This window comes from Serratia sp. PL7, assembly GCF_945957435.1.
In genome coordinates, this window is the sequence record NZ_CAMFLB010000036.1 from 56,045 (window position 1) to 73,907 (window position 17,863).

17 protein-coding genes are annotated in these 17,863 nt (G+C 52.0%); 12 read left to right on the top strand and 5 right to left on the bottom strand.

The window, feature by feature from the left end:
* Positions 1-14: 14 nt before the first annotated feature.
* On the top strand, positions 15-1,784 hold the full coding sequence (locus N6G83_RS50065) for an ABC transporter permease (protein WP_074029700.1): 1,770 nt from the start codon (positions 15-17) through the stop codon (positions 1,782-1,784).
* On the top strand, positions 1,777-2,847 hold the full coding sequence (locus N6G83_RS50070) for an ABC transporter ATP-binding protein (protein ID WP_065684502.1): 1,071 nt from the start codon (positions 1,777-1,779) through the stop codon (positions 2,845-2,847). The genes N6G83_RS50065 and N6G83_RS50070 overlap by 8 nt, the downstream gene beginning before the upstream one ends.
* Positions 2,848-2,932: 85 nt before the next feature.
* On the opposite strand, the gene N6G83_RS50075 is transcribed toward N6G83_RS50070, so the two are convergent.
* From N6G83_RS50075 to N6G83_RS50085, 3 genes are all read right to left on the bottom strand, one after another.
* Positions 2,933-3,538 carry a helix-turn-helix transcriptional regulator gene (locus tag N6G83_RS50075; RefSeq protein WP_024528287.1) on the bottom strand — a complete coding sequence of 202 codons (606 nt, stop codon included), beginning with the start codon at positions 3,536-3,538 and terminating at the stop codon, positions 2,933-2,935.
* A gap of 305 nt (positions 3,539-3,843) precedes the next feature.
* A complete protein-coding gene (locus N6G83_RS50080) occupies positions 3,844-4,323 on the bottom strand; it encodes a hypothetical protein (protein WP_211136681.1) in 480 nt (159 codons plus the stop codon).
* A 6-nt stretch (positions 4,324-4,329) separates the two neighbouring features.
* Positions 4,330-5,130, bottom strand: a complete 801-nt coding sequence (locus tag N6G83_RS50085; RefSeq protein WP_211136682.1) for a transcriptional regulator — start codon at positions 5,128-5,130, stop codon at positions 4,330-4,332.
* 363 nt (positions 5,131-5,493) lie between these two features.
* Between N6G83_RS50085 and N6G83_RS50090 the strand changes: the two genes are divergently transcribed.
* The 6 genes from N6G83_RS50090 (at position 5,494) to N6G83_RS50115 (ending at position 11,676) form a co-directional block, all read left to right on the top strand.
* Positions 5,494-6,072 carry a fimbrial protein gene (locus tag N6G83_RS50090; RefSeq protein WP_260524243.1) on the top strand — a complete coding sequence of 193 codons (579 nt, stop codon included), beginning with the start codon at positions 5,494-5,496 and terminating at the stop codon, positions 6,070-6,072.
* Between the two features lie 280 nt (positions 6,073-6,352).
* Complete coding sequence (locus N6G83_RS50095) at positions 6,353-8,869, top strand: fimbria/pilus outer membrane usher protein (RefSeq protein ID WP_260524244.1); 2,517 nt, start codon at positions 6,353-6,355, stop codon at positions 8,867-8,869.
* Positions 8,870-8,885: 16 nt separating this feature from the next.
* The gene (locus N6G83_RS50100) at positions 8,886-9,611 is read left to right on the top strand and encodes a molecular chaperone (RefSeq protein WP_098929856.1); all 726 of its coding nucleotides are present in this window, start codon (positions 8,886-8,888) and stop codon (positions 9,609-9,611) included.
* Positions 9,612-9,628: 17 nt separating this feature from the next.
* A complete protein-coding gene (locus N6G83_RS50105; protein ID WP_211136468.1) occupies positions 9,629-10,156 on the top strand; it encodes a fimbrial protein in 528 nt (175 codons plus the stop codon).
* Positions 10,157-10,164: 8 nt separating this feature from the next.
* Complete coding sequence (locus N6G83_RS50110) at positions 10,165-10,674, top strand: fimbrial protein (protein ID WP_248006680.1); 510 nt, start codon at positions 10,165-10,167, stop codon at positions 10,672-10,674.
* 42 nt (positions 10,675-10,716) lie between these two features.
* Positions 10,717-11,676 (top strand): hypothetical protein, encoded by a 960-nt coding sequence (locus N6G83_RS50115; RefSeq protein ID WP_138106298.1) that lies wholly within the window; start codon positions 10,717-10,719, stop codon positions 11,674-11,676.
* Positions 11,677-11,763: 87 nt separating this feature from the next.
* Here N6G83_RS50115 and N6G83_RS50120 read toward each other — a convergent pair whose 3' ends face one another.
* The gene (locus tag N6G83_RS50120) at positions 11,764-12,051 is read right to left on the bottom strand and encodes a putative quinol monooxygenase (protein ID WP_021806219.1); all 288 of its coding nucleotides are present in this window, start codon (positions 12,049-12,051) and stop codon (positions 11,764-11,766) included.
* A 458-nt stretch (positions 12,052-12,509) separates the two neighbouring features.
* On the opposite strand from N6G83_RS50120, the gene epd reads away from it, so the two are divergent.
* The 3 genes from epd (at position 12,510) to fbaA (ending at position 15,997) form a co-directional block, all read left to right on the top strand.
* Entirely contained in the window at positions 12,510-13,526 is a 1,017-nt protein-coding gene (gene epd, locus N6G83_RS50125) for an erythrose-4-phosphate dehydrogenase (RefSeq protein ID WP_021806218.1), read from the top strand.
* Between the two features lie 72 nt (positions 13,527-13,598).
* A complete protein-coding gene (gene pgk, locus N6G83_RS50130) occupies positions 13,599-14,762 on the top strand; it encodes a phosphoglycerate kinase (protein WP_024485678.1) in 1,164 nt (387 codons plus the stop codon).
* Positions 14,763-14,917: 155 nt separating this feature from the next.
* Complete coding sequence (gene fbaA / locus N6G83_RS50135; RefSeq protein ID WP_021179781.1) at positions 14,918-15,997, top strand: class II fructose-bisphosphate aldolase; 1,080 nt, start codon at positions 14,918-14,920, stop codon at positions 15,995-15,997.
* A gap of 84 nt (positions 15,998-16,081) precedes the next feature.
* Here fbaA and N6G83_RS50140 read toward each other — a convergent pair whose 3' ends face one another.
* The gene (locus N6G83_RS50140; RefSeq protein ID WP_211136469.1) at positions 16,082-16,750 is read right to left on the bottom strand and encodes a DUF1345 domain-containing protein; all 669 of its coding nucleotides are present in this window, start codon (positions 16,748-16,750) and stop codon (positions 16,082-16,084) included.
* 230 nt (positions 16,751-16,980) lie between these two features.
* On the opposite strand from N6G83_RS50140, the gene mscS reads away from it, so the two are divergent.
* Complete coding sequence (gene mscS, locus N6G83_RS50145; protein ID WP_021806216.1) at positions 16,981-17,847, top strand: small-conductance mechanosensitive channel MscS; 867 nt, start codon at positions 16,981-16,983, stop codon at positions 17,845-17,847.
* The last annotated feature ends 16 nt before the right edge of the window (positions 17,848-17,863 follow it).

Here is a 17,863-nt window from a genome sequence, read left to right on the forward strand (position 1 = left end):
CATCGGGACAGTCTATGAAAGCATTGCGCAACAAGTGGCAGAGCCTGCCGCGCGGCTTGGTGGTGCTGATAACCGCGCTGGTTATCTACGTACCACTGTCGTTTATCGTGATCCAAAGCTTCCTTTCCGCGCCGTTTTTCTCGCCTTCCAAGGTGTTCAGCCTTGAGGCCTTCCGGTTTATCTTTACCGACCCCGATTTCTACAAGGCGCTGAAAAGCGGATTTATTCTGGCATTTGGCCTGGTTGTCATCTCCATTCCGTTAGGTGGCGTACTGGCGTTTTTAATGGTGAGAACCGATTTGCCGGGCCGCCGCTTTATTGAACCGCTGATCCTGGTGCCGATCTTCGTTTCGCCGATGGTGTTGGGCTTTGGCTACGTAGTGGCAGCCGGACCGGTCGGTTTCTTCTCGCTGTGGGCAGAATCCTTGCTGGGTTTTGTGCCCTGGAATATCTATGCGATGGGTAGCATCGTGGTGATCGCCGGGCTGACGCATGTTCCCCACGCTTATCTCTATATTTCATCGGCGCTGCGCAGCGTCGGTTCAGATGTTGAAGAGGCCGCCCGCACCGCCGGGGCTTCTCCGTTGCAGGTCATGACCGCCGTCAGCTTGCCCATGGTGCGGCCGTCGATCCTGTATGCCAGCGTGTTGCTGTTCTTCCTGGGGCTGGAAGTGTTTGGGCTGATGCTGGTGCTGGGCGACCCGGAAGGCAACCTGGTGCTGGCGACTTACCTGTATCAACTGACCAACAAGCTGGGTACGCCGTCTTACCATCTGATGGCGGCGGTGGCGGTGGTGTTGATCTGCATTACCATTCCACTGGTGATGTTGCAACGGCGTCTGATGCGAACCGCCAACCGCTTTGTCACGGTCAAGGGAAAAGCCTCTCAGGCCCGTGCATTGCCGTTGGGTAAATGGCGCTGGGTCGCCGGTGGCGTGGTGGTCTTGTGGCTTACCGTTACCATCGGTGTTCCGCTGGTGGGTGTGGTGCTGCGCGCCTTTATTTCCAACTGGGGCGTCGGGGTTTCCATTTGGGATGAGCTGTCGCTCAACACCTTCCGCACCATATGGCAGCAACCTAACCTGCTGCGGGCGATTGTCAACTCGATGGCGATCGGGGTGTTTGGTGGTGCGCTGGCGGTGGTGTGTTATCTGTTTATCGGTATTGCGATGCACCGTAAACCTGACGGCGTGACCCGCTTTCTGGATTACAGCGTACTGGTGCCGCGTGCGGTGCCTGGCTTACTGGCAGGCTTGGCTTTCCTGTGGGTATTCTTGTTCCTGCCGATGTGGCTGGATAAATCACTAAAAGCCGGTTGGCTCTCCGCGCTGCCGATCGCCGAATGGCTGCGTGAAAACCTGGTGGTGTGGTTACGCTCTCTGCGCAGCACCATTTTCAGCGTCTGGCTGGCTTATACCGTGGTGTGGATGGCTTATGGCCTACGGCTGATCTCATCGACGCTGTTGCAGGTTGCTCCCGAGTTGGAGGAGGCTGCACGCAGCACCGGAGCCTCTCGCGGGCAGATCACGCGCCATGTGACGATCCCGCTCTCCCGCTATGGCCTGATTGGATCCTGGCTGCTGATGTTCCTGATCTTCGAACGCGAATATTCCACCGGGGTCTATCTGCTGTCACCGGGTACGGAAACCATAGGTTCCATGCTGGTTTCCCTGTGGGCGGCGGGGGCGATTGATATTGTCGCCGCGCTCTCTTTTATTAACATCCTTCTGGTCGTGTTAGGACTAGGGATTGCCCTGCGATTTGGAGTGAAAATACATGATTGAGCTTTCGGTAGATAACCTGCACCTGACCTACGGCGATAACCCGGTATTGAAGGGTGTTTCGATGCAGCTCAAACGGGGAGAGGTAGTTTCACTACTTGGGCCGTCAGGCAGTGGTAAAACCACTTTGCTGCGCGCGGTGGCCGGGTTGGAAAAACCCACCCAGGGGAAAATCGTTATTGGCAACAATACCGTCTATAACGGCACGGCGCGCAGCGAGATCCCGGCGGAAGAACGCAATCTGGGCCTGGTGTTTCAATCCTATGCGTTATGGCCCCACAAAACCGTGTTTGATAACGTGGCCTATCCGCTGAAATTACGCAAAACGCCTGCAGCGGAAATTACCCAGCGTGTACAGGCGGTACTCGAACAGCTCGGTCTGGGGCAGTTAGGTAAGCGCCATCCTCATCAGCTCTCCGGTGGTCAGCAGCAGCGCGTGGCGATTGGCCGTGCGTTGGTCTATAACCCACCGGTGATCTTGCTGGATGAACCGTTATCTAACCTGGACGCCAAGTTGCGAGAGGAAGCGCGGGTGTTCCTGCGTGAGCTGATCATCAAACTGGGCCTTTCTGCGCTGATGGTAACCCACGATCAGAATGAGGCGATGGCAATTTCCGATCGGATCCTGCTGCTCAATAACGGCAAGATCGAGCAGCAGGGTACGCCACAGGAAATGTACGGCTCGCCTGCCACCCTGTTCACCGCCGAATTTATGGGCAGCAACAACCGCCTGTTTGGCAAGGTGACGGAGATCCGAGAAGGCAACGCGCGGATCGAAGGTAAAGACTGGGGGCTGTGGGGTAAGGCTGGGGCTGGGTTAACCACTGGGCAGGAAGCAACTGCGGTGATCCGCGTTGAGCGAGTACGCTTGGGGGAAGATCCGCAAGGCAATCAGATCTCGCTACCCCTGCTGACCAGTATGTATCTGGGCGACCGATGGGAGTATCTGTTCCGCACGGTGGCAGAGGACTTTGCGGTTCGTGCCTATGGTAGTGAAGTTCGTGGCCAAGAAATGTGCACGCTGTCTCTGCCCGCCGAGCATCTGTGGATTTTCCCCAAGGTATAGCGAGGGGGTGATAACGCAGGGCGCAGAGATCGCCCTGCGGACAATGAGATGTACTGAGTGGCGCAGTTGCGTGAGCCGGTGGTAATTACCGATTCAGATTTAAAGTTAATCCCCCCTGCAGCAGCCAGTGAAACAATTCACTGGTGCGAGTAAAGTTCAGTTTCTTCATCGCAGACCGTTTATGCGAGTGCACTGTTTTAACTTTCAGTTGCAGAATATTTGCCGTCTGCGACTGGCTGATCCCTTGCCTCAGATAGTGCAGAACCTGGCGTTCACGTTCGGTCAGGCTCCGGCGATGGCAGGCAGGGCAAAGGTGCGTTCTTACTTGTGGTAGAGAGTTGAACTGCAAGGCCAGTTTTACCATCCCCAGCATGTCGCCGAGGTTTTGGTTACGGTATAGCGTACTACTCTTGGCGATACAGCGAGTGGGGGGAGTAAAGCGTCTTTCAGCTTTATCACGTATCACAAAATAGAGCGGTTGAGGCTCGTCAGCAGGAAAGTGCCGACATAAGTTGGTTCTTTCGCCTTGATACAGCGCCTGAAAAATGATGTCAGGTTTATCTGCGGAGTAACCGCTAAAAAAATTAACCTGTGTGCTCATATCGGTAAAATACTCAGTCAGTCCGTACTGCAGACCGGCTAAGAAGTAGTTGTCGTGATCGTTTAATGAGATGGATATTTTTTTCCTCATGGCTAAGTTCCATTTAGTGTTGTGTTTATTTCAGCAACTACCGCGAAGATCGTTTGGGACTCTATAAATGCAATGCGCTAGCTATGGGGGATAACTTATCTGTATAACATGGTATACAAACGTTTTTAATATGCCAAATTAACTCACTTAACCTCATTATATTGGCTTTTAATCTCGAGGATTTAATCTTTGCTGGCCGATTGTTGGGGGGGGGGGATTTTTCATGGCATAGCATTAAATTTTTATACTATGCCATTTGCCACTAAAGCATGGCAGCAGCTTAGTGGCGGGGTTAATATGCACTGTTAGCCCTGCTTTATGCAGACCAGGAACGGATTGCTAAACCCCCGAATTAATACTGCATTGTGGAATAAAGGTACTACTTCCGTATAAATATCAACGAGTTCAATTTCCGGCATGATATATTTTCGCCAGATGTAGTCCGGCGTGGTGTCAGCGGGGTGGACTTGTTCATGAGTGAATTGGACATTGTTACCCCCTTTTATTTCTGATGGCGTAATGGAGAAGGCGGTGTTGCGATCCAGCAGATAGCGAGTGTCATTTTCTTTGATCGAGCCGGAGATATAGAGCATGCCGGATTTTGATGAGGAAAATATGATGGTAGCACTTGCCTTAAGTACAATATTACTTTTTGCTTTCACCTGCAGCGACACTTGCTGAGTATCGCAGCGGAAGGGTTTTCTATCCTGATGATGAACGTTGAAGTACCACAGGCACATCAGTAAGACGGTAAGGAGTAACGCTGCGCCAATAATTTTTTTCATTTCATTTTACTCAATGGTTTTAAATACTTTGCAATGCTGATAATCGCCTTCAGTCTGGTCTTTTTGACAGGCGGCCAGAAAAGTTATCTTCAATAGTTCGTTATCGGGGCGCTCTTCGGTATAAAAAATGTCTTGCCTGACCAGGTCACAATCCAGTTTTTCTGACTCCAGTATCTTTTTTGCCCTGAACTCTGAGCCAGGGACGGGATCTTTTCTGATAGAGTAAATATCACATTGTTTATAGGTACTAATTAATTTTAGCTGAGTTGATGGTGCCCTGAGCAGCAAAGCCAGGCCGATGAAACCCAATACAGCTAGCAGTGCCAGGGTAGGTATCATCATGGTTTTTATGGTCAATTTATCTGGCATGGCCAGTGGAAGAGTACCGATGGGCTTTTCCTCTTTAGGCGCTCCCTCCTTCTCTGGTTTCGTCACCACTTGTTCCACTTTCTTTATCTTGGCATCGGTTTTTTGTTTTGGTGTGGGGTAAATATCTGCTTCCATTCTAAACCCTATCTTAGGTAGGGTTATAATGATGGGTTTTTCTATCCCCAGGCTAACAAATGATTTTCTCAACTCACTGATGCAGTTGTTCAAGCCTGCGTTGGAAGCAGGAAAACCATAATCCTCCCACGCATTTTTCAGTAACGAATCACGGGATAAGTTAACCCCATTGCTTTTGATAAACTCATTAAGTACTCGGCAAGAGGGTTTTGAGAGTTCAAGAGCCGTCTGATTATTATTGTTTAATGCGAGTGTTCGATGCTCCGGATCAAACACAATGATTAAGTTTATGGTGTATTTCATTTTATAATCAACTTCCTAGGTGTTGTTGATGAGATGATTTTTCTGACTAAGATTAATCTTTCTTTATAAATTTAGGAGAAATCTAAGTTAAGTGTGTATAGATAGTCAAGTGTGACTTTTGAATTTATTTTTCATCAACATTTACGTGGGTTTCTAATGAGTTAGAAATGCTGGGTATTGATGGCTTTTCATTCTTTTGTGGTATTTAATGTTAATTAATGTAATTTTTTAGAGTAAAAACCTAATATTTTGCATAAGTGCAGATTAATTTGCTGTTTATTGCGATCGTACATAATATTTGTCGGGTCGCCGAAAGCTATGTGTATATGTCCTCAGCGTAACGTATTACGACAGGTAAGAACGGTGACGACCAATAATATGGAGGTGCAGGCTCGACCTGTGCTGTTTTTAGTTAGAAAAAAGGAAAAAACGATGAAATTTTCGCAAATTGCTATGGCCACCTTACTGGCGAGCGGTATCTCATTCGGCGCTCAGGCTGCTGTCGGAAACAGCGGTACCGTAACGTTCACCGGCGAAGTCAGGGATTCGCCATGCGACCTGGCTGCGGGTCAGGATGGGGCGGATGTTAAGGTAGATTTTAGCCAGCTTTCCATGTCTGGGTTGAACTCAGGCAGAAGCGTCACCAAGGACTTCAAAATCAAATTGGAGAACTGTGTGATGGATAAGAAAACGGCGGAAATCACCTTCAACAGCACCAACCAGATTGCGGGTAAAAACCTGCTGAAAACCAATGGCAGTGCGACCGGTTTGGGTATCAAGATCAACGATATCACCTTTGGTACGGCGTTGGAACTGACGGGTCTGGGAGACGACAATAATACCCTGACGTATACGGCGATGGTGCAGAAAGCCGATGATGCCACTGCGGTCACTGGGGGTGATTTCACCTCTAGCACCAACTTTGTGATTGCCTATAAATAAAGAATTTTTCTGACGCAGGAGATGTGCTCTCGCGTCAGAACGTTTCTTATGCATGGCAGAACAGAGTCACCGTTCTGCCATTGCTCTTGTCACCACCAAACACTATTCGCTGTGCGGAGTTAGCGCAAAACTCTTTTTATGCATTGTCTGGATAGATTTTTCCTATGCCTCTGTAGCTATGTTCAAACCCCTCTTGGTATCCTTATTGTGGAGGGGGCGGCAGTGTCTGGTGTAAATGATGTGATGGATTGCTTGTGAAAAGGACTCCGGATAATAATCTATGATTCAGTCACGGTTTATAAAAAACCGCATCACGTTGTCGATATTAATGATGCTAACGGCAGGGAATGCACAGGCTGTCAAATTCAATATCGATATGCTTGATGCGCAAGATAAAACGAATATCGATTTCTCTCAATTTTCTCAGTCAGATTATGTGATGCCGGATGAGTATCAATTGCGGGTCACCGTTAATGGCCAGGGACTGGGCAATGAGCGAGTTATTCCATTTTATCTGCCTGAGGGCATGGCGGTCGCAGAGCCAGGTACCGTTAATTTGCCTCAAGCCTGTTTGTCACTGGAAATGGCTGATTCATTAGGGTTGACGGATTCTGCCCGTAACAAGGTCACTGCTTGGCATAACGGACAGTGTGCCGATTTTAGCAGCCTGCCAGGGGTCACGCTGACTCCTGACCTCGGGGCCAGCGTGTTGAAGATCAATGTGCCTCAAGCTTGGCTGGAGTACAGCGATGATAACTGGCTGCCGCCCTCCCGTTGGGATCACGGTATTCCCGGGATACTGCTGGATTACAACCTGAATGCCTCGGTAACGCTTCCGCAAGGGAACGGCGGCCGACAGCGCAATATCAGCGTTAATGGCACCGCTGGGGTGAATGCAGGGGCCTGGCGCTTGCGGGCGGACTATCAGGGGAGTGATAGCCAGACCTCTGGGCTTAACCCGTCCTCCAGGCGCAACTTTGACCTGACCCGGGTCTATCTTTATCGCCCTTTACCCAGCCTGCAGTCAACGCTGACCCTGGGGGAGGATTATGTTAACTCTGCCCTGTTTGACTCCTGGCGTTATACCGGTGGGAAGCTGGCCAGCGATGAACGGATGTTACCGCCGCGTTTAAGAGACTACGCCCCGGAAATCATCGGGGTGGCCAATAGTAATGCGCGAGTCACTGTGACCCAGCAGGGGCGCAAAGTGTATGACAGTACCGTACCAGCGGGCCCTTTCCGTATTCAGAGCCTGGACAGCGCCATTCGCGGCACGTTGGATGTGACCATTACCGAACAAAATGGTGAACAGCGCAAGTTCAGCGTTTCCACCGCGTCGGTACCCTATCTGACCCGACCAGGGCAGATGCGTTATCAACTGATCACCGGGCGGCCCAGCACATGGCAGCATAATCTGGAAGGCCCGCCGTTTGTTGCCGGTGAAATGACCTGGGGCATCAGTAACGCTTGGTCAGTTTACGGCGGCGGGACGTTATCTGGGGACTATCAGGCTGTGGCACTGGGGGTGGGGCGTGATTTGTTTGTGTTGGGAACCATGGCACTGGACGTTACCCAGACTGTGGCGAGATTTCCCCAGCACGATGATCGGCAGGGTAAATCCTGGTGTCTAAGTTACTCCAAGTTCTTTGATGAGATGGATACCGATGTGACCTTTGCCGGATACCGTTTCTCGGAGAAGGATTTTCTCAGTATGCAAGAGTATCTGGATGTACGTTACCGGGACGATGCTCGTGGGCGTCAGAAAGAACGTTATCAGATAAACATCAACAAGCGTTTTGAGGGGTTTTCTCTGGGGCTGAACTATGAGAGCCAGACGTATTGGGATCAAGGGGATACTGAGCAGTTTGGCGGAACTGTCGGTACCTATTTTGACCTGCCGTCGTTGGGGTTGAGAAACCTGTCTGTCACTGGCACGGTCACCCGCAGCCAGTATCAGGGGCGTGAGGATAATCTGGTTAACGTGATGATTTCTGTGCCGCTGGGGCTAGGTTCGGTGAGCTATAACGCCAGTCAAAGCCGAGGGCGCTATAACCAGCAGGTCGGGTATTACGGCGTGGCGGGGAATGATAGTTACAGCGTGAATGCCGGGATGATCAGTGGCGCTCAGGCATCCGCCCATAGTCAGTTTAACGGCATGTACACCCATAATGGCGATATGGCCAAGGTCAGCGCGAATGCGGCTTTTGAAGACCGTGGTACCTCCTCTTTCGGGTTTAATGCCAGCGGTGGTCTGACGGTCACCGGGCTCGGCGCGGCACTGCACCCGGCGGGTTACAACGGCGGAACCCGGCTGATGTTGAGCACCGATGGCATTGCCGGGGTGCCGCTAAACACGTCGGGCGTCAAGAGCAACCGCTGGGGGATCGGCGTGTTGGGCGATGTAAACAGTTATTACCGTACGACTGCACGTATTGATGTTAACACCTTGCCGGATGATGTTGAGGCGGTTCAGGGGGTGGTAGAGGCCTCGCTGACTGAAGGCGCGATTGGTTACCGCCGATTTTCCGTATTGCAGGGGGCTACAGCGTTTGCGGTGTTGCGATTGGCGGATAGCAGTTTCCCTCCCTTTGGCGCGAGCGTGAGAGACCAGCGAGGACGAGAGGTGGGGTTGGTGGGGGAACAGGGGATGGCATGGCTCAGTGGTATTGCCCCTAAGAGTGCCTTGAATGTGGCGTGGGCAGGGGAAGTACAGTGCCAGGTGCAGTTACCAGCGCAGATTGGCGAGTCTAATCTGCTATTACCTTGCCGGCCAACCGCGTCGGATCAGATTAATTAATAAAGAGTACATACTTATGAGAGTTCGCAAGATGGCAACCCGCACCGTTTGGAGTGTAGTGACGTTGTTGGTATTCCCTTTAACGGTTCAGGCGGCGGTCACGCTAGACCGAACCCGGGCGGTATTTGACGGCGCCAGCAAGTCCATCAGCCTGAATATCAGCAACGATAACCAGCAGCAGCCCTATCTGGCGCAGTCCTGGCTGGAAGATGAACAGCAGAACAAGATGTTAACGGGTCCCTTGATCATTACGCCGCCGGTGCAGCGTTTGGAGCCGGGGGCTAAAGGGATCATTCGGGTGAAGGCCACGGGGTCGGTGAGCCAACTTCCCCAAGATCGGGAGTCGCTGTTTTATTTTAACCTGCGGGAAATCCCACCGGAAAGTGAAAAGCCAAATGTGCTGCAGATTGCGCTACAGACCAAAATCAAACTGTTTTACCGGCCGAAGGCATTGAAGCGTGAACCAGGAGCGGTATGGCAAGATCAGTTGGTCTTACATACTGAAACCGGCGGTTATCGGATAGAAAATCCCACGCCGTATTACGTCACGGTGATCGGGCTGGGGGGGAGTGAGCAGCAGTCGCTGGTAGGGGATTTTGACAGCGTGATGCTGGCCCCGAAAAGCAGTACCCGCGTGAAAAGCGGCATATATGCCAAACCTTATTTAACTTATATCAATGATTATGGTGGCCGCCCCACGCTGGCGTTTCGCTGTAGCGGTAGCCAGTGCGTTGCTCGCTAAACAGGGTAAAGGGACTTATGAACAGACGATTGATGGGGGGAAGTGCCTGCCTGTTGCTGGTGCTATCGCTGGCGAGCCAGGCGGCCGATCATCTGGAACTGGTATTTAATGGGGTGATCCTGGTGGCAAATTGCCAGTTTGATCAGGAGGGAAGCAGTCAGAAGGTCTCCTTGCCCAGCCAAAGATTACGCTTTTTCGAACACAACTCACGGACTCAAACCACGCCATTTACCCTTGGTCTGAAAGACTGTACGCCTGCCACGCTGGGGAAGATGGTGAAACTGACGTTTAACAGTACACAGACCCAACAGGTCAACGGGGTCGCCATGCTGGCCACCACCGGCGATACCGGGCTGGTGATTGGTCTGGAAGACAGTCTCGGTCAGGCGATTATCCTGGGGCGTGAGGTGAAGGTCGGTACCATTAGCCAAATCGGCTCCGGGGGCATTAAGCAGTTTCAGTTTGGTGCCTATGCGTTGGCTCCGGGGGCGGTAAAAGCGGGCGATTACAGCGCGACGGTGACGGTTGAGGCTAGCTATCAGTAGGAGAAAACATGCGACAAAGTGGCAGACGATATTGGCGATATGGCCTGTTGAGCCTGATGCTGGGGGGGGCAACGGTGCAGGCGGATGTCCCTATCACCGTCAAGGCGACGATAGTGATCCCGGCGTGCAATGTCACCAACGAGAGCGATGAGTCATGGCTGGAAGTACCGTTTGGAGCGGTTAACTTGCAGGATGTCGGCAGCGCCAAAGCGGAAAAGTCGGTCCGCATCAAGGTTTCGTGTAGCGGCGGGGCACCGGTGGGCAAGAGTTTGAAAATGTACTTGTCGCCTACCGCCTACGGGGTGATGAACACTATGGGAGCCAACGTGCTGGGAACCTCGCAATCTGGGGTCGGGATAGCGTTATTCCGCAACAACACGGAGTTTACTATAGGTCAATGGCTGCCAATACAGGCTGGGATGTTTACGCTCACCGGGCGGGTAGTTATCCAGGATGGAATGGGTGAAGAGGGCGGAGCGTTTAGCGCCACGGCGTCACTGTTTGCCAGTTATAACTAGATTATGAATATGCCTGAGATAAAGAGTGCGGGGAATATACAAATGAGTGAAACGGGCTGCATAAAATACCTCAAGGCGTGGGGGGGCGGGCTATTAATCGGCTTGATGGGCATGGTTCCCGCTTTTGCTGACTACAATGTCGTCGCCGTAAGTGCCAGCTCCAGGGTGACGATTAACAGCAAGGCAGAGGAGAGTACTGGGCTGGTAAGCCGGTATGTTATCGACAGTAGCACTGTCTCTGGCACGGTGTCTTGTGGTGTTGCAAATTTGCCTTCAAAACAAGCATGGCACTATACGCTGATTGATTTGCCGAAAGAGCCTGATAATGCTGAACGTCATCGGATTAATGACAATTTATCTATTTCTGCCAAGGCGGAAAATAATTCCCATGGTAAGTGGGTAAATAAGAGTGCGCAGTATTGTGCTTCAGATGGTATTTTAAATGAAGATGCATCGGGGTTTACCGCGGCTTTTCCTATTATACTTTCATTTTATATAAAACGGCGTCCTATTGATAATCTGATTACTTTTCCTTCAATGCCATTGGGGGGATATATTCGCAGTTTTGGCGGTCCAAAGGGGCTAAGTGAAAGGATTTATACTATCCCGTTTTATCTGAAAGGGGGAACTATACAATTACCTAACACGTGCCAGGTGAATCCCACCGCTCTGACGTTGGACCACGGTACGCTGCCAGCAGATAGCGTCTCGCATCGCACTTCTGCACCCGTTACTTATACCTGTGACTCGCCGGTGAAGGCGACTTTCTCACTGAGCTATGAGGCTGATGGGAATGGTGACCTGCCGTTGAAAAACACGGCAGGAAAAACCGGCGCGGTCTCAAAGCTGACGATTACCGATCCAGATACTGGGGCTTCAGGTAGAAGCATTGAGGCGGCTATTGGGACATCGAAAACCTTTACGGTCAGCAGCGAGCTTTCTAAAATCACGGAGAGTGGGCAATTGAGCGGCAGCGCCTGGCTCATTGCCATACAGGATTAACTCAATGTGCTGCGAATGTGAGCCGTGAAACGTTCACCGTTGAGTGAGCGGAAAGGGGGCGCCGAATCGGCCCCCTAAGAAGCACAATTACAGCTGAGTCAGTTTTTTCACTTCCAGGCTGACCAGCTTCCCTTCCAATTCAGCCAGGAAGGCATCGTGGTAAGACATTGCCATATGCTCTTTCAGCGCCTGCTCAGAAGTCCAGCGCTCGATAAAGACGAACGCGCCCGGATGGCCCTGCTCTTCATGCAAATCATATTGGATGCAACCCGGCTCGGAACGGCTCGGGGCGACCATGGCGCGTACCGCTTTATCTACCGCAGCACGGTGTTCTGGCATGGCTTTAATCAGGGCGACTACTTTGATTTCACTCATTTTGGTTCCTTGTAAATAACATCGACCACAAAAGAAAGAGAATTGTACCCATCGGCATTTGCTTCACCCAACAAACGCTGGGTTCATTATGGAGAACTTGGCGTTACCGGCAAGTCATTTGCGCATTCGACCTCATTTGGCTAACGAGGGCTGAGGGTAAAAATGTGCGCTAGATCATTTTATTTTCGCAAAGTCTCTTCGACATGACAGGCAGTGCGTTGCACCTGTTCCTTTTGGCAAAACTTTGGTTTATGCTCGGCTGAAGCGTTTCAGTTATCACTGTTGTCAGTGGAAACGCCAGAGTGAGCGGTTGCGATGAGCAATGGGGTTTGACGAATAATGCAAAGCAGCGATTCACAGCAGGCGGTGCGCTAAAGTACTCTAGGCGAGATAATCAGTCTGCGCGATCCTTGACGTTGAACATTACCGCCAGAGATCGCCCTTTTTCAGGGAGTAGCATGACCATCCGCATAGCGATAAACGGCTTTGGCCGTATTGGCCGTAGCGTTTTACGCGCACTGTACGAATCGGGGAGACGCGCCGAAATTTCCGTCGTCGCCATCAACGAACTGGCACATGCCGAGGGGATGGCCCACCTGCTGAAATATGACTCCAGCCACGGCCGCTTTGCCTGGGATGTGCGCCAGGAATGTGACGTGTTGAGCGTGGGGGATGACAGCATTCGGCTGTTACATCAACCCGAGCTGGACCAGTTGCCCTGGGGCGAACTGGGCGTGGATGTGGTGCTGGATTGCAGCGGTGTATACGGCAGCAGGGCAGATGGCGAAGCTCATCTGGCGGCAGGGGCAAAAAAGGTGCTGTTTGCCCATCCGGGCGGTAACGATCTGGATGCGACCATCGTGTTTGGGGTTAACCACCAAACGCTGCGTGGCGAGCATCGCATCGTGTCCAACGCCTCCTGTACCACCAACTGCATTATTCCGATTATCAAGCTGCTGGACGATGCCTACAGCATTGAGTCAGGCACGGTAACTACCATCCACTCCTCGATGAACGATCAGCCGGTGATAGACGCCTATCATCAGGATTTGCGGCGTACCCGCGCGGCGAGCCAGTCGATTATTCCGGTCGACACCAAGCTGGCAGCGGGCATTACGCGCATCTTCCCGCAGTTTTGCGATCGTTTTGAAGCGATTTCCGTGCGGGTGCCGACGATCAACGTAACGGCCATCGATCTTAGCGTCAGCGTGAGCTCGAAGGTGTTGGTCACAGAGGTAAACCAGCTGTTGCAAAAGGCGGCACAGGGATCATTTCGTGGTATAGTTGACTATACAGAACTACCATTAGTCTCGATTGATTTTAACCATGACCCGCACAGCGCCATCGTTGATGGGACGCAAACCCGGGTCAGCGGACAGCACCTGATCAAGACCTTGGTCTGGTGTGATAACGAATGGGGCTTTGCCAACCGGATGTTGGATACAACACGGGCAATGGCCGCAAGCGGTTTCTAGTAAGGCGCTATCAACGTGGTGTTGATGCGTCGCTCAGGCAACTTTATAGAGAATCAACAAAGAGGGTTCACCATGTCTGTAATTAAGATGTCCGATCTGGATCTGGCGGGTAAACGCGTTCTGATCCGTTCCGATCTGAACGTACCAGTGAAAGACGGTAAAGTGACTTCCGATGCGCGTATCCGTGCCTCCCTGCCGACTATCGAAGCTGCGCTGAAACAAGGCGCCCGCGTGATGGTAACTTCCCACCTGGGTCGTCCTACCGAAGGCGAGTACAACGAAGAATTCTCCCTGCTGCCAGTGGTCAACTATCTGAAAGAGCATCTGAAATCCCCAGTCCGTCTGGCGAAGGATTATCTGGAAGGCGTTGACGTTGCAGAAGGTGAACTGGTTGTTCTGGAAAACGTTCGCTTCAACAAAGGCGAGAAGAAAGACGACGAAGTGCTGTCCAAGAAATATGCTGCGCTGTGCGACGTATATGTGATGGACGCCTTTGGGACTGCACACCGTGCGCAGGCTTCTACACATGGCGTGGGCAAGTTTGCTCCGGTTGCCTGTGCAGGCCCGCTGCTGTCTGCGGAACTGGAAGCCCTGGGCAAAGCGCTGGGTAACCCGGCTCGCCCAATGGTGGCTATCGTTGGTGGTTCTAAAGTTTCTACCAAACTGACCGTGCTGGATTCTCTGTCCAAGATCGCCGATCAGCTGATCGTTGGTGGCGGCATCGCTAACACCTTCGTGGCGGCACAAGGGAATAACGTGGGGCAGTCCCTGTACGAACCCGATCTGATCCCGAACGCGCAAAAACTGTTGGAAACCTGCGATATTCCGGTGCCAACCGACGTACGCGTTGCGACCGAGTTCTCTGAAACCGCTGTGGCCACGGTGAAGCAGGCCAACGAGATCCAAGACAACGAGCAAATTCTGGATATGGGCGACGTCTCTGCCGAGCGTCTGGCCGTTATCCTGAAGAACGCCAAAACCATTCTGTGGAATGGCCCGGTTGGCGTCTTCGAGTTCCCTAACTTCCGTCGGGGCACCGAAATTGTTGCACGCGCTATCGCAGATAGCGAAGCCTTCTCCATTGCAGGCGGCGGCGACACTCTGGCAGCTATCGATCTGTTCGGTATCGCTGACAAAATTTCCTACATCTCTACCGGCGGCGGCGCCTTCCTGGAATTCGTTGAAGGGAAACCTCTGCCTGCAGTAGTGATGCTGGAAGAGCGCGCTAAGCAGTAATTCAGATAACGGGGGGCGCAAGCCGCCCGTTTGTTTATGCTCCCCAGCTGAGCTGTGGGGGTAAAAAATCGCTATTTATCCATCGCTACCACTAGCTTGCAGGTTGTAGCTTGCAAGACGACGGGTATACGGCCAACGAAACAGGACAACGTCTAATGTCTAAAATTTTTGATTTCGTAAAACCAGGTGTCATCACAGGTGATGACGTGCAGAAAGTCTTCGCAGTTGCCAAAGAGAACAACTTTGCACTGCCAGCGGTAAACTGCGTGGGTACCGACTCCATCAACGCAGTGCTGGAAACAGCAGCCAAGGTACGTGCTCCAGTGATCGTGCAGTTCTCTAACGGCGGTGCTGGCTTTATCGCGGGTAAAGGTATCAAAACTGACGTGCCACAAGGTGCTGCGATCCTGGGCGCAATCTCTGGCGCGCACCACGTGCACCAGATGGCTGAACATTACGGCGTGCCAGTGATCCTGCACACCGACCACTGCGCTAAGAAACTGCTGCCATGGTTAGACGGCCTGTTGGACGCGGGTGAGAAGCACTTCGCAGCGACCGGTAAGCCACTGTTCTCTTCACACATGATCGACCTGTCTGAAGAGTCACTGGAAGAAAACATCGAAATTTGCAGCAAGTACCTGACTCGCATGGCGAAGATTGGTATGACCCTGGAAATCGAACTGGGTTGCACCGGTGGTGAAGAAGATGGCGTAGACAACAGCCACATGGACGCTTCTTCCCTGTACACTCAGCCACAAGACGTTGATTACGCGTACGAAAAACTGAACGCTATCAGCCCGCGCTTCACCATCGCTGCCTCTTTCGGCAACGTACACGGTGTTTACAAGCCAGGCAACGTGAAACTGACTCCAACCATTCTGCGCGATTCTCAGGACTATGTTTCCAAGAAACACAACCTGCCGCACAATGCGTTGAACTTCGTGTTCCACGGTGGTTCAGGTTCTACCGCAGCAGAAATCAAAGAAGCGGTCAGCTACGGCGTAGTGAAAATGAACATCGATACCGACACCCAGTGGGCAACTTGGGAAGGTATCCTGAACTACTACAAAAAGAACGAAGGCTATCTGCAGGGCCAACTGGGTAACCCAGAAGGTGCCGACAAGCCGAACAAGAAATACTACGATCCACGCGTATGGACTCGTGCTGCTCAGACTTCCATGATCACCCGTCTGGAACTGGCATTCAAAGAACTGAACGCGGTAGACGTGCTGTAATATCGTCCCTCCGTTCAGATTGACGCTAAAAGGCTCCCTTGGGAGCCTTTTCTTTTTTTACCCAGGCATCCGTCACCTAAGTAGCTACCCCAATAACCCCGCCCCAACGTTAATCGACAGCCCCAGGATCAGGATATTGAAGACAAAAGAGATCACCGATTGCAACAGGGTGATTTTACGCACGTCTGCGGTGCCCACGGCCACGTCGGCGGTTTGTGAAGCCACGGCAATGGTGAAGGAGAAATAAGCGAAGTCCCAGTAGTTTGGCTCGGCCAGCTTGCCGGGGAACAAAAGTGGTAACACCTCCGTATTGGCCCGCTGGAGGTAAAACAGGTGGGCGTAGTGCATGGTGAATGCCGTGGGTAACAGCAGCCAGGAAACCACCAGTGTAGAGCCGGTCAGGGCCAGATGCAGCGTTTTCAACGCATCGCTGACCTGTTTGGCAGTGCTCAATTCAAACAGGATGGCCAGAATGCTCACTACGCAGCCCAAACTGACCAACGCCAATACCTGGCTTGCACTCTCGTCCTGCTTGCGTGCCAATTGCCGGGTACGTTGTGGAGTACAGCCCAGCATCAGATGCCAAAGGCATAATAAATAGATCCATGCCATCACGTTCCAACCAACGATCAACCGTTGCAACCATGGGAGATGAGCAGGAAGCAGCCCGATACACAGAAGCCCTACGCCTACCGAAATCAATAATCTGGGGCGCACTTGCCAATAGTGTTTAAGCGAGGGAAAAATAGCGATCACGATAGGCTCTCCTTGTACCGTAAAATCACTTCTATCATAGCTGAAATCAGGTTAACCCGAGATTTATTCAGGTTATACCTGGTAAAGCTGGTGGAAAATTTTACCCGTTGCGGTTGGCACTGCGGCAAAATGTTGGTTACCCTTAGCTGTGGTTTGTTTATTGGCCCTGTTTCGCCAGTATATTTTGCTCATTTTCCCCGCATGGGGATGTCAAGTAGGACGTCAGAATGGAAGAACTTAACGTAGTAGAAGGCATTAACAATGCCAGCAGTTGGCTAGTCAACCATCAGGATATGCTGATCCAGTATGCGGTGAATATTGTTGCCGCGATCGTGATTTTCATTATTGGTTCAGTGGTGGCTCGCGTAGTGAGTAATGCACTCAGCCGCGTGATGAAGCTGCGTGGCATTGATGCCACCGTGGCGGATTTCCTGGCTGCGATGGCGCGTTACAGCATCCTGGCGTTTACCTTTATTGCGGTGCTGGGGCGTATTGGTGTTCAGACCACCTCAGTGATTGCCGTGCTGGGTGCCGCTGGCCTGGCTGTGGGTCTGGCACTACAAGGTTCACTTTCCAACTTTGCAGCCGGTGTGCTGCTGGTGGCCTTCCGTCCGCTGCGGGCCGGGGAGTTTGTCGATCTGGGTGGCGTTTCCGGCACGGTAGATCAGGTGCAGATCTTCTCCACTACGCTGCGTACTTCAGATAACAAAACCATTGTGGTGCCGAACGGTAAAATCATCGCGGGCAATATCATCAACTATTCCCGTGAGCCAAACCGCCGCGTGGATATCGTGGTGGGTGTAGCTTATGACGCTGATATCGATTTGGTGAAGAAAGTGTTGGGTGACGTGATCGCGGCAGATAAGCGCATCATGCACGATAAAGGCGTGACGGTTCGCCTCAATGAAATGGCCCCTTCTTCACTGAACTTTGTGACCCGTTCCTGGACCACCAATGCCGAGTACTGGAACGTGTACTTTGATCTGATGGAAAACTTCAAGCGTCAGTTGGATGCTCACCAGATCGGTATTCCATTCCCACAGATGGACGTGCATGTCCGCCATGTAGCGAAAGCGGCAGAGCAGCCGGAGTAATAACCGCCCCTCACCT

Bases quoted from the DNA above. Each gene is read 5' to 3' on its own strand.
- N6G83_RS50065 (WP_074029700.1), top strand. From the start codon at position 15: ATGAAAGCATTGCGCAACAAGTGGCAGAGCCTGCCGCGCGGCTTGGTG.
- N6G83_RS50070 (WP_065684502.1), top strand. From the start codon at position 1,777: ATGATTGAGCTTTCGGTAGATAACCTGCACCTGACCTACGGCGATAAC.
- N6G83_RS50075 (WP_024528287.1), bottom strand. From the start codon at position 3,538: ATGAGGAAAAAAATATCCATCTCATTAAACGATCACGACAACTACTTC.
- N6G83_RS50080 (WP_211136681.1), bottom strand. From the start codon at position 4,323: ATGAAAAAAATTATTGGCGCAGCGTTACTCCTTACCGTCTTACTGATG.
- N6G83_RS50085 (WP_211136682.1), bottom strand. From the start codon at position 5,130: ATGAAATACACCATAAACTTAATCATTGTGTTTGATCCGGAGCATCGA.
- N6G83_RS50095 (WP_260524244.1), top strand. From the start codon at position 6,353: ATGATTCAGTCACGGTTTATAAAAAACCGCATCACGTTGTCGATATTA.
- N6G83_RS50100 (WP_098929856.1), top strand. From the start codon at position 8,886: ATGAGAGTTCGCAAGATGGCAACCCGCACCGTTTGGAGTGTAGTGACG.
- N6G83_RS50105 (WP_211136468.1), top strand. From the start codon at position 9,629: ATGAACAGACGATTGATGGGGGGAAGTGCCTGCCTGTTGCTGGTGCTA.
- N6G83_RS50110 (WP_248006680.1), top strand. From the start codon at position 10,165: ATGCGACAAAGTGGCAGACGATATTGGCGATATGGCCTGTTGAGCCTG.
- N6G83_RS50115 (WP_138106298.1), top strand. From the start codon at position 10,717: ATGAGTGAAACGGGCTGCATAAAATACCTCAAGGCGTGGGGGGGCGGG.
- N6G83_RS50120 (WP_021806219.1), bottom strand. From the start codon at position 12,051: ATGAGTGAAATCAAAGTAGTCGCCCTGATTAAAGCCATGCCAGAACAC.
- epd (WP_021806218.1), top strand. From the start codon at position 12,510: ATGACCATCCGCATAGCGATAAACGGCTTTGGCCGTATTGGCCGTAGC.
- pgk (WP_024485678.1), top strand. From the start codon at position 13,599: ATGTCTGTAATTAAGATGTCCGATCTGGATCTGGCGGGTAAACGCGTT.
- fbaA (WP_021179781.1), top strand. From the start codon at position 14,918: ATGTCTAAAATTTTTGATTTCGTAAAACCAGGTGTCATCACAGGTGAT.
- mscS (WP_021806216.1), top strand. From the start codon at position 16,981: ATGGAAGAACTTAACGTAGTAGAAGGCATTAACAATGCCAGCAGTTGG.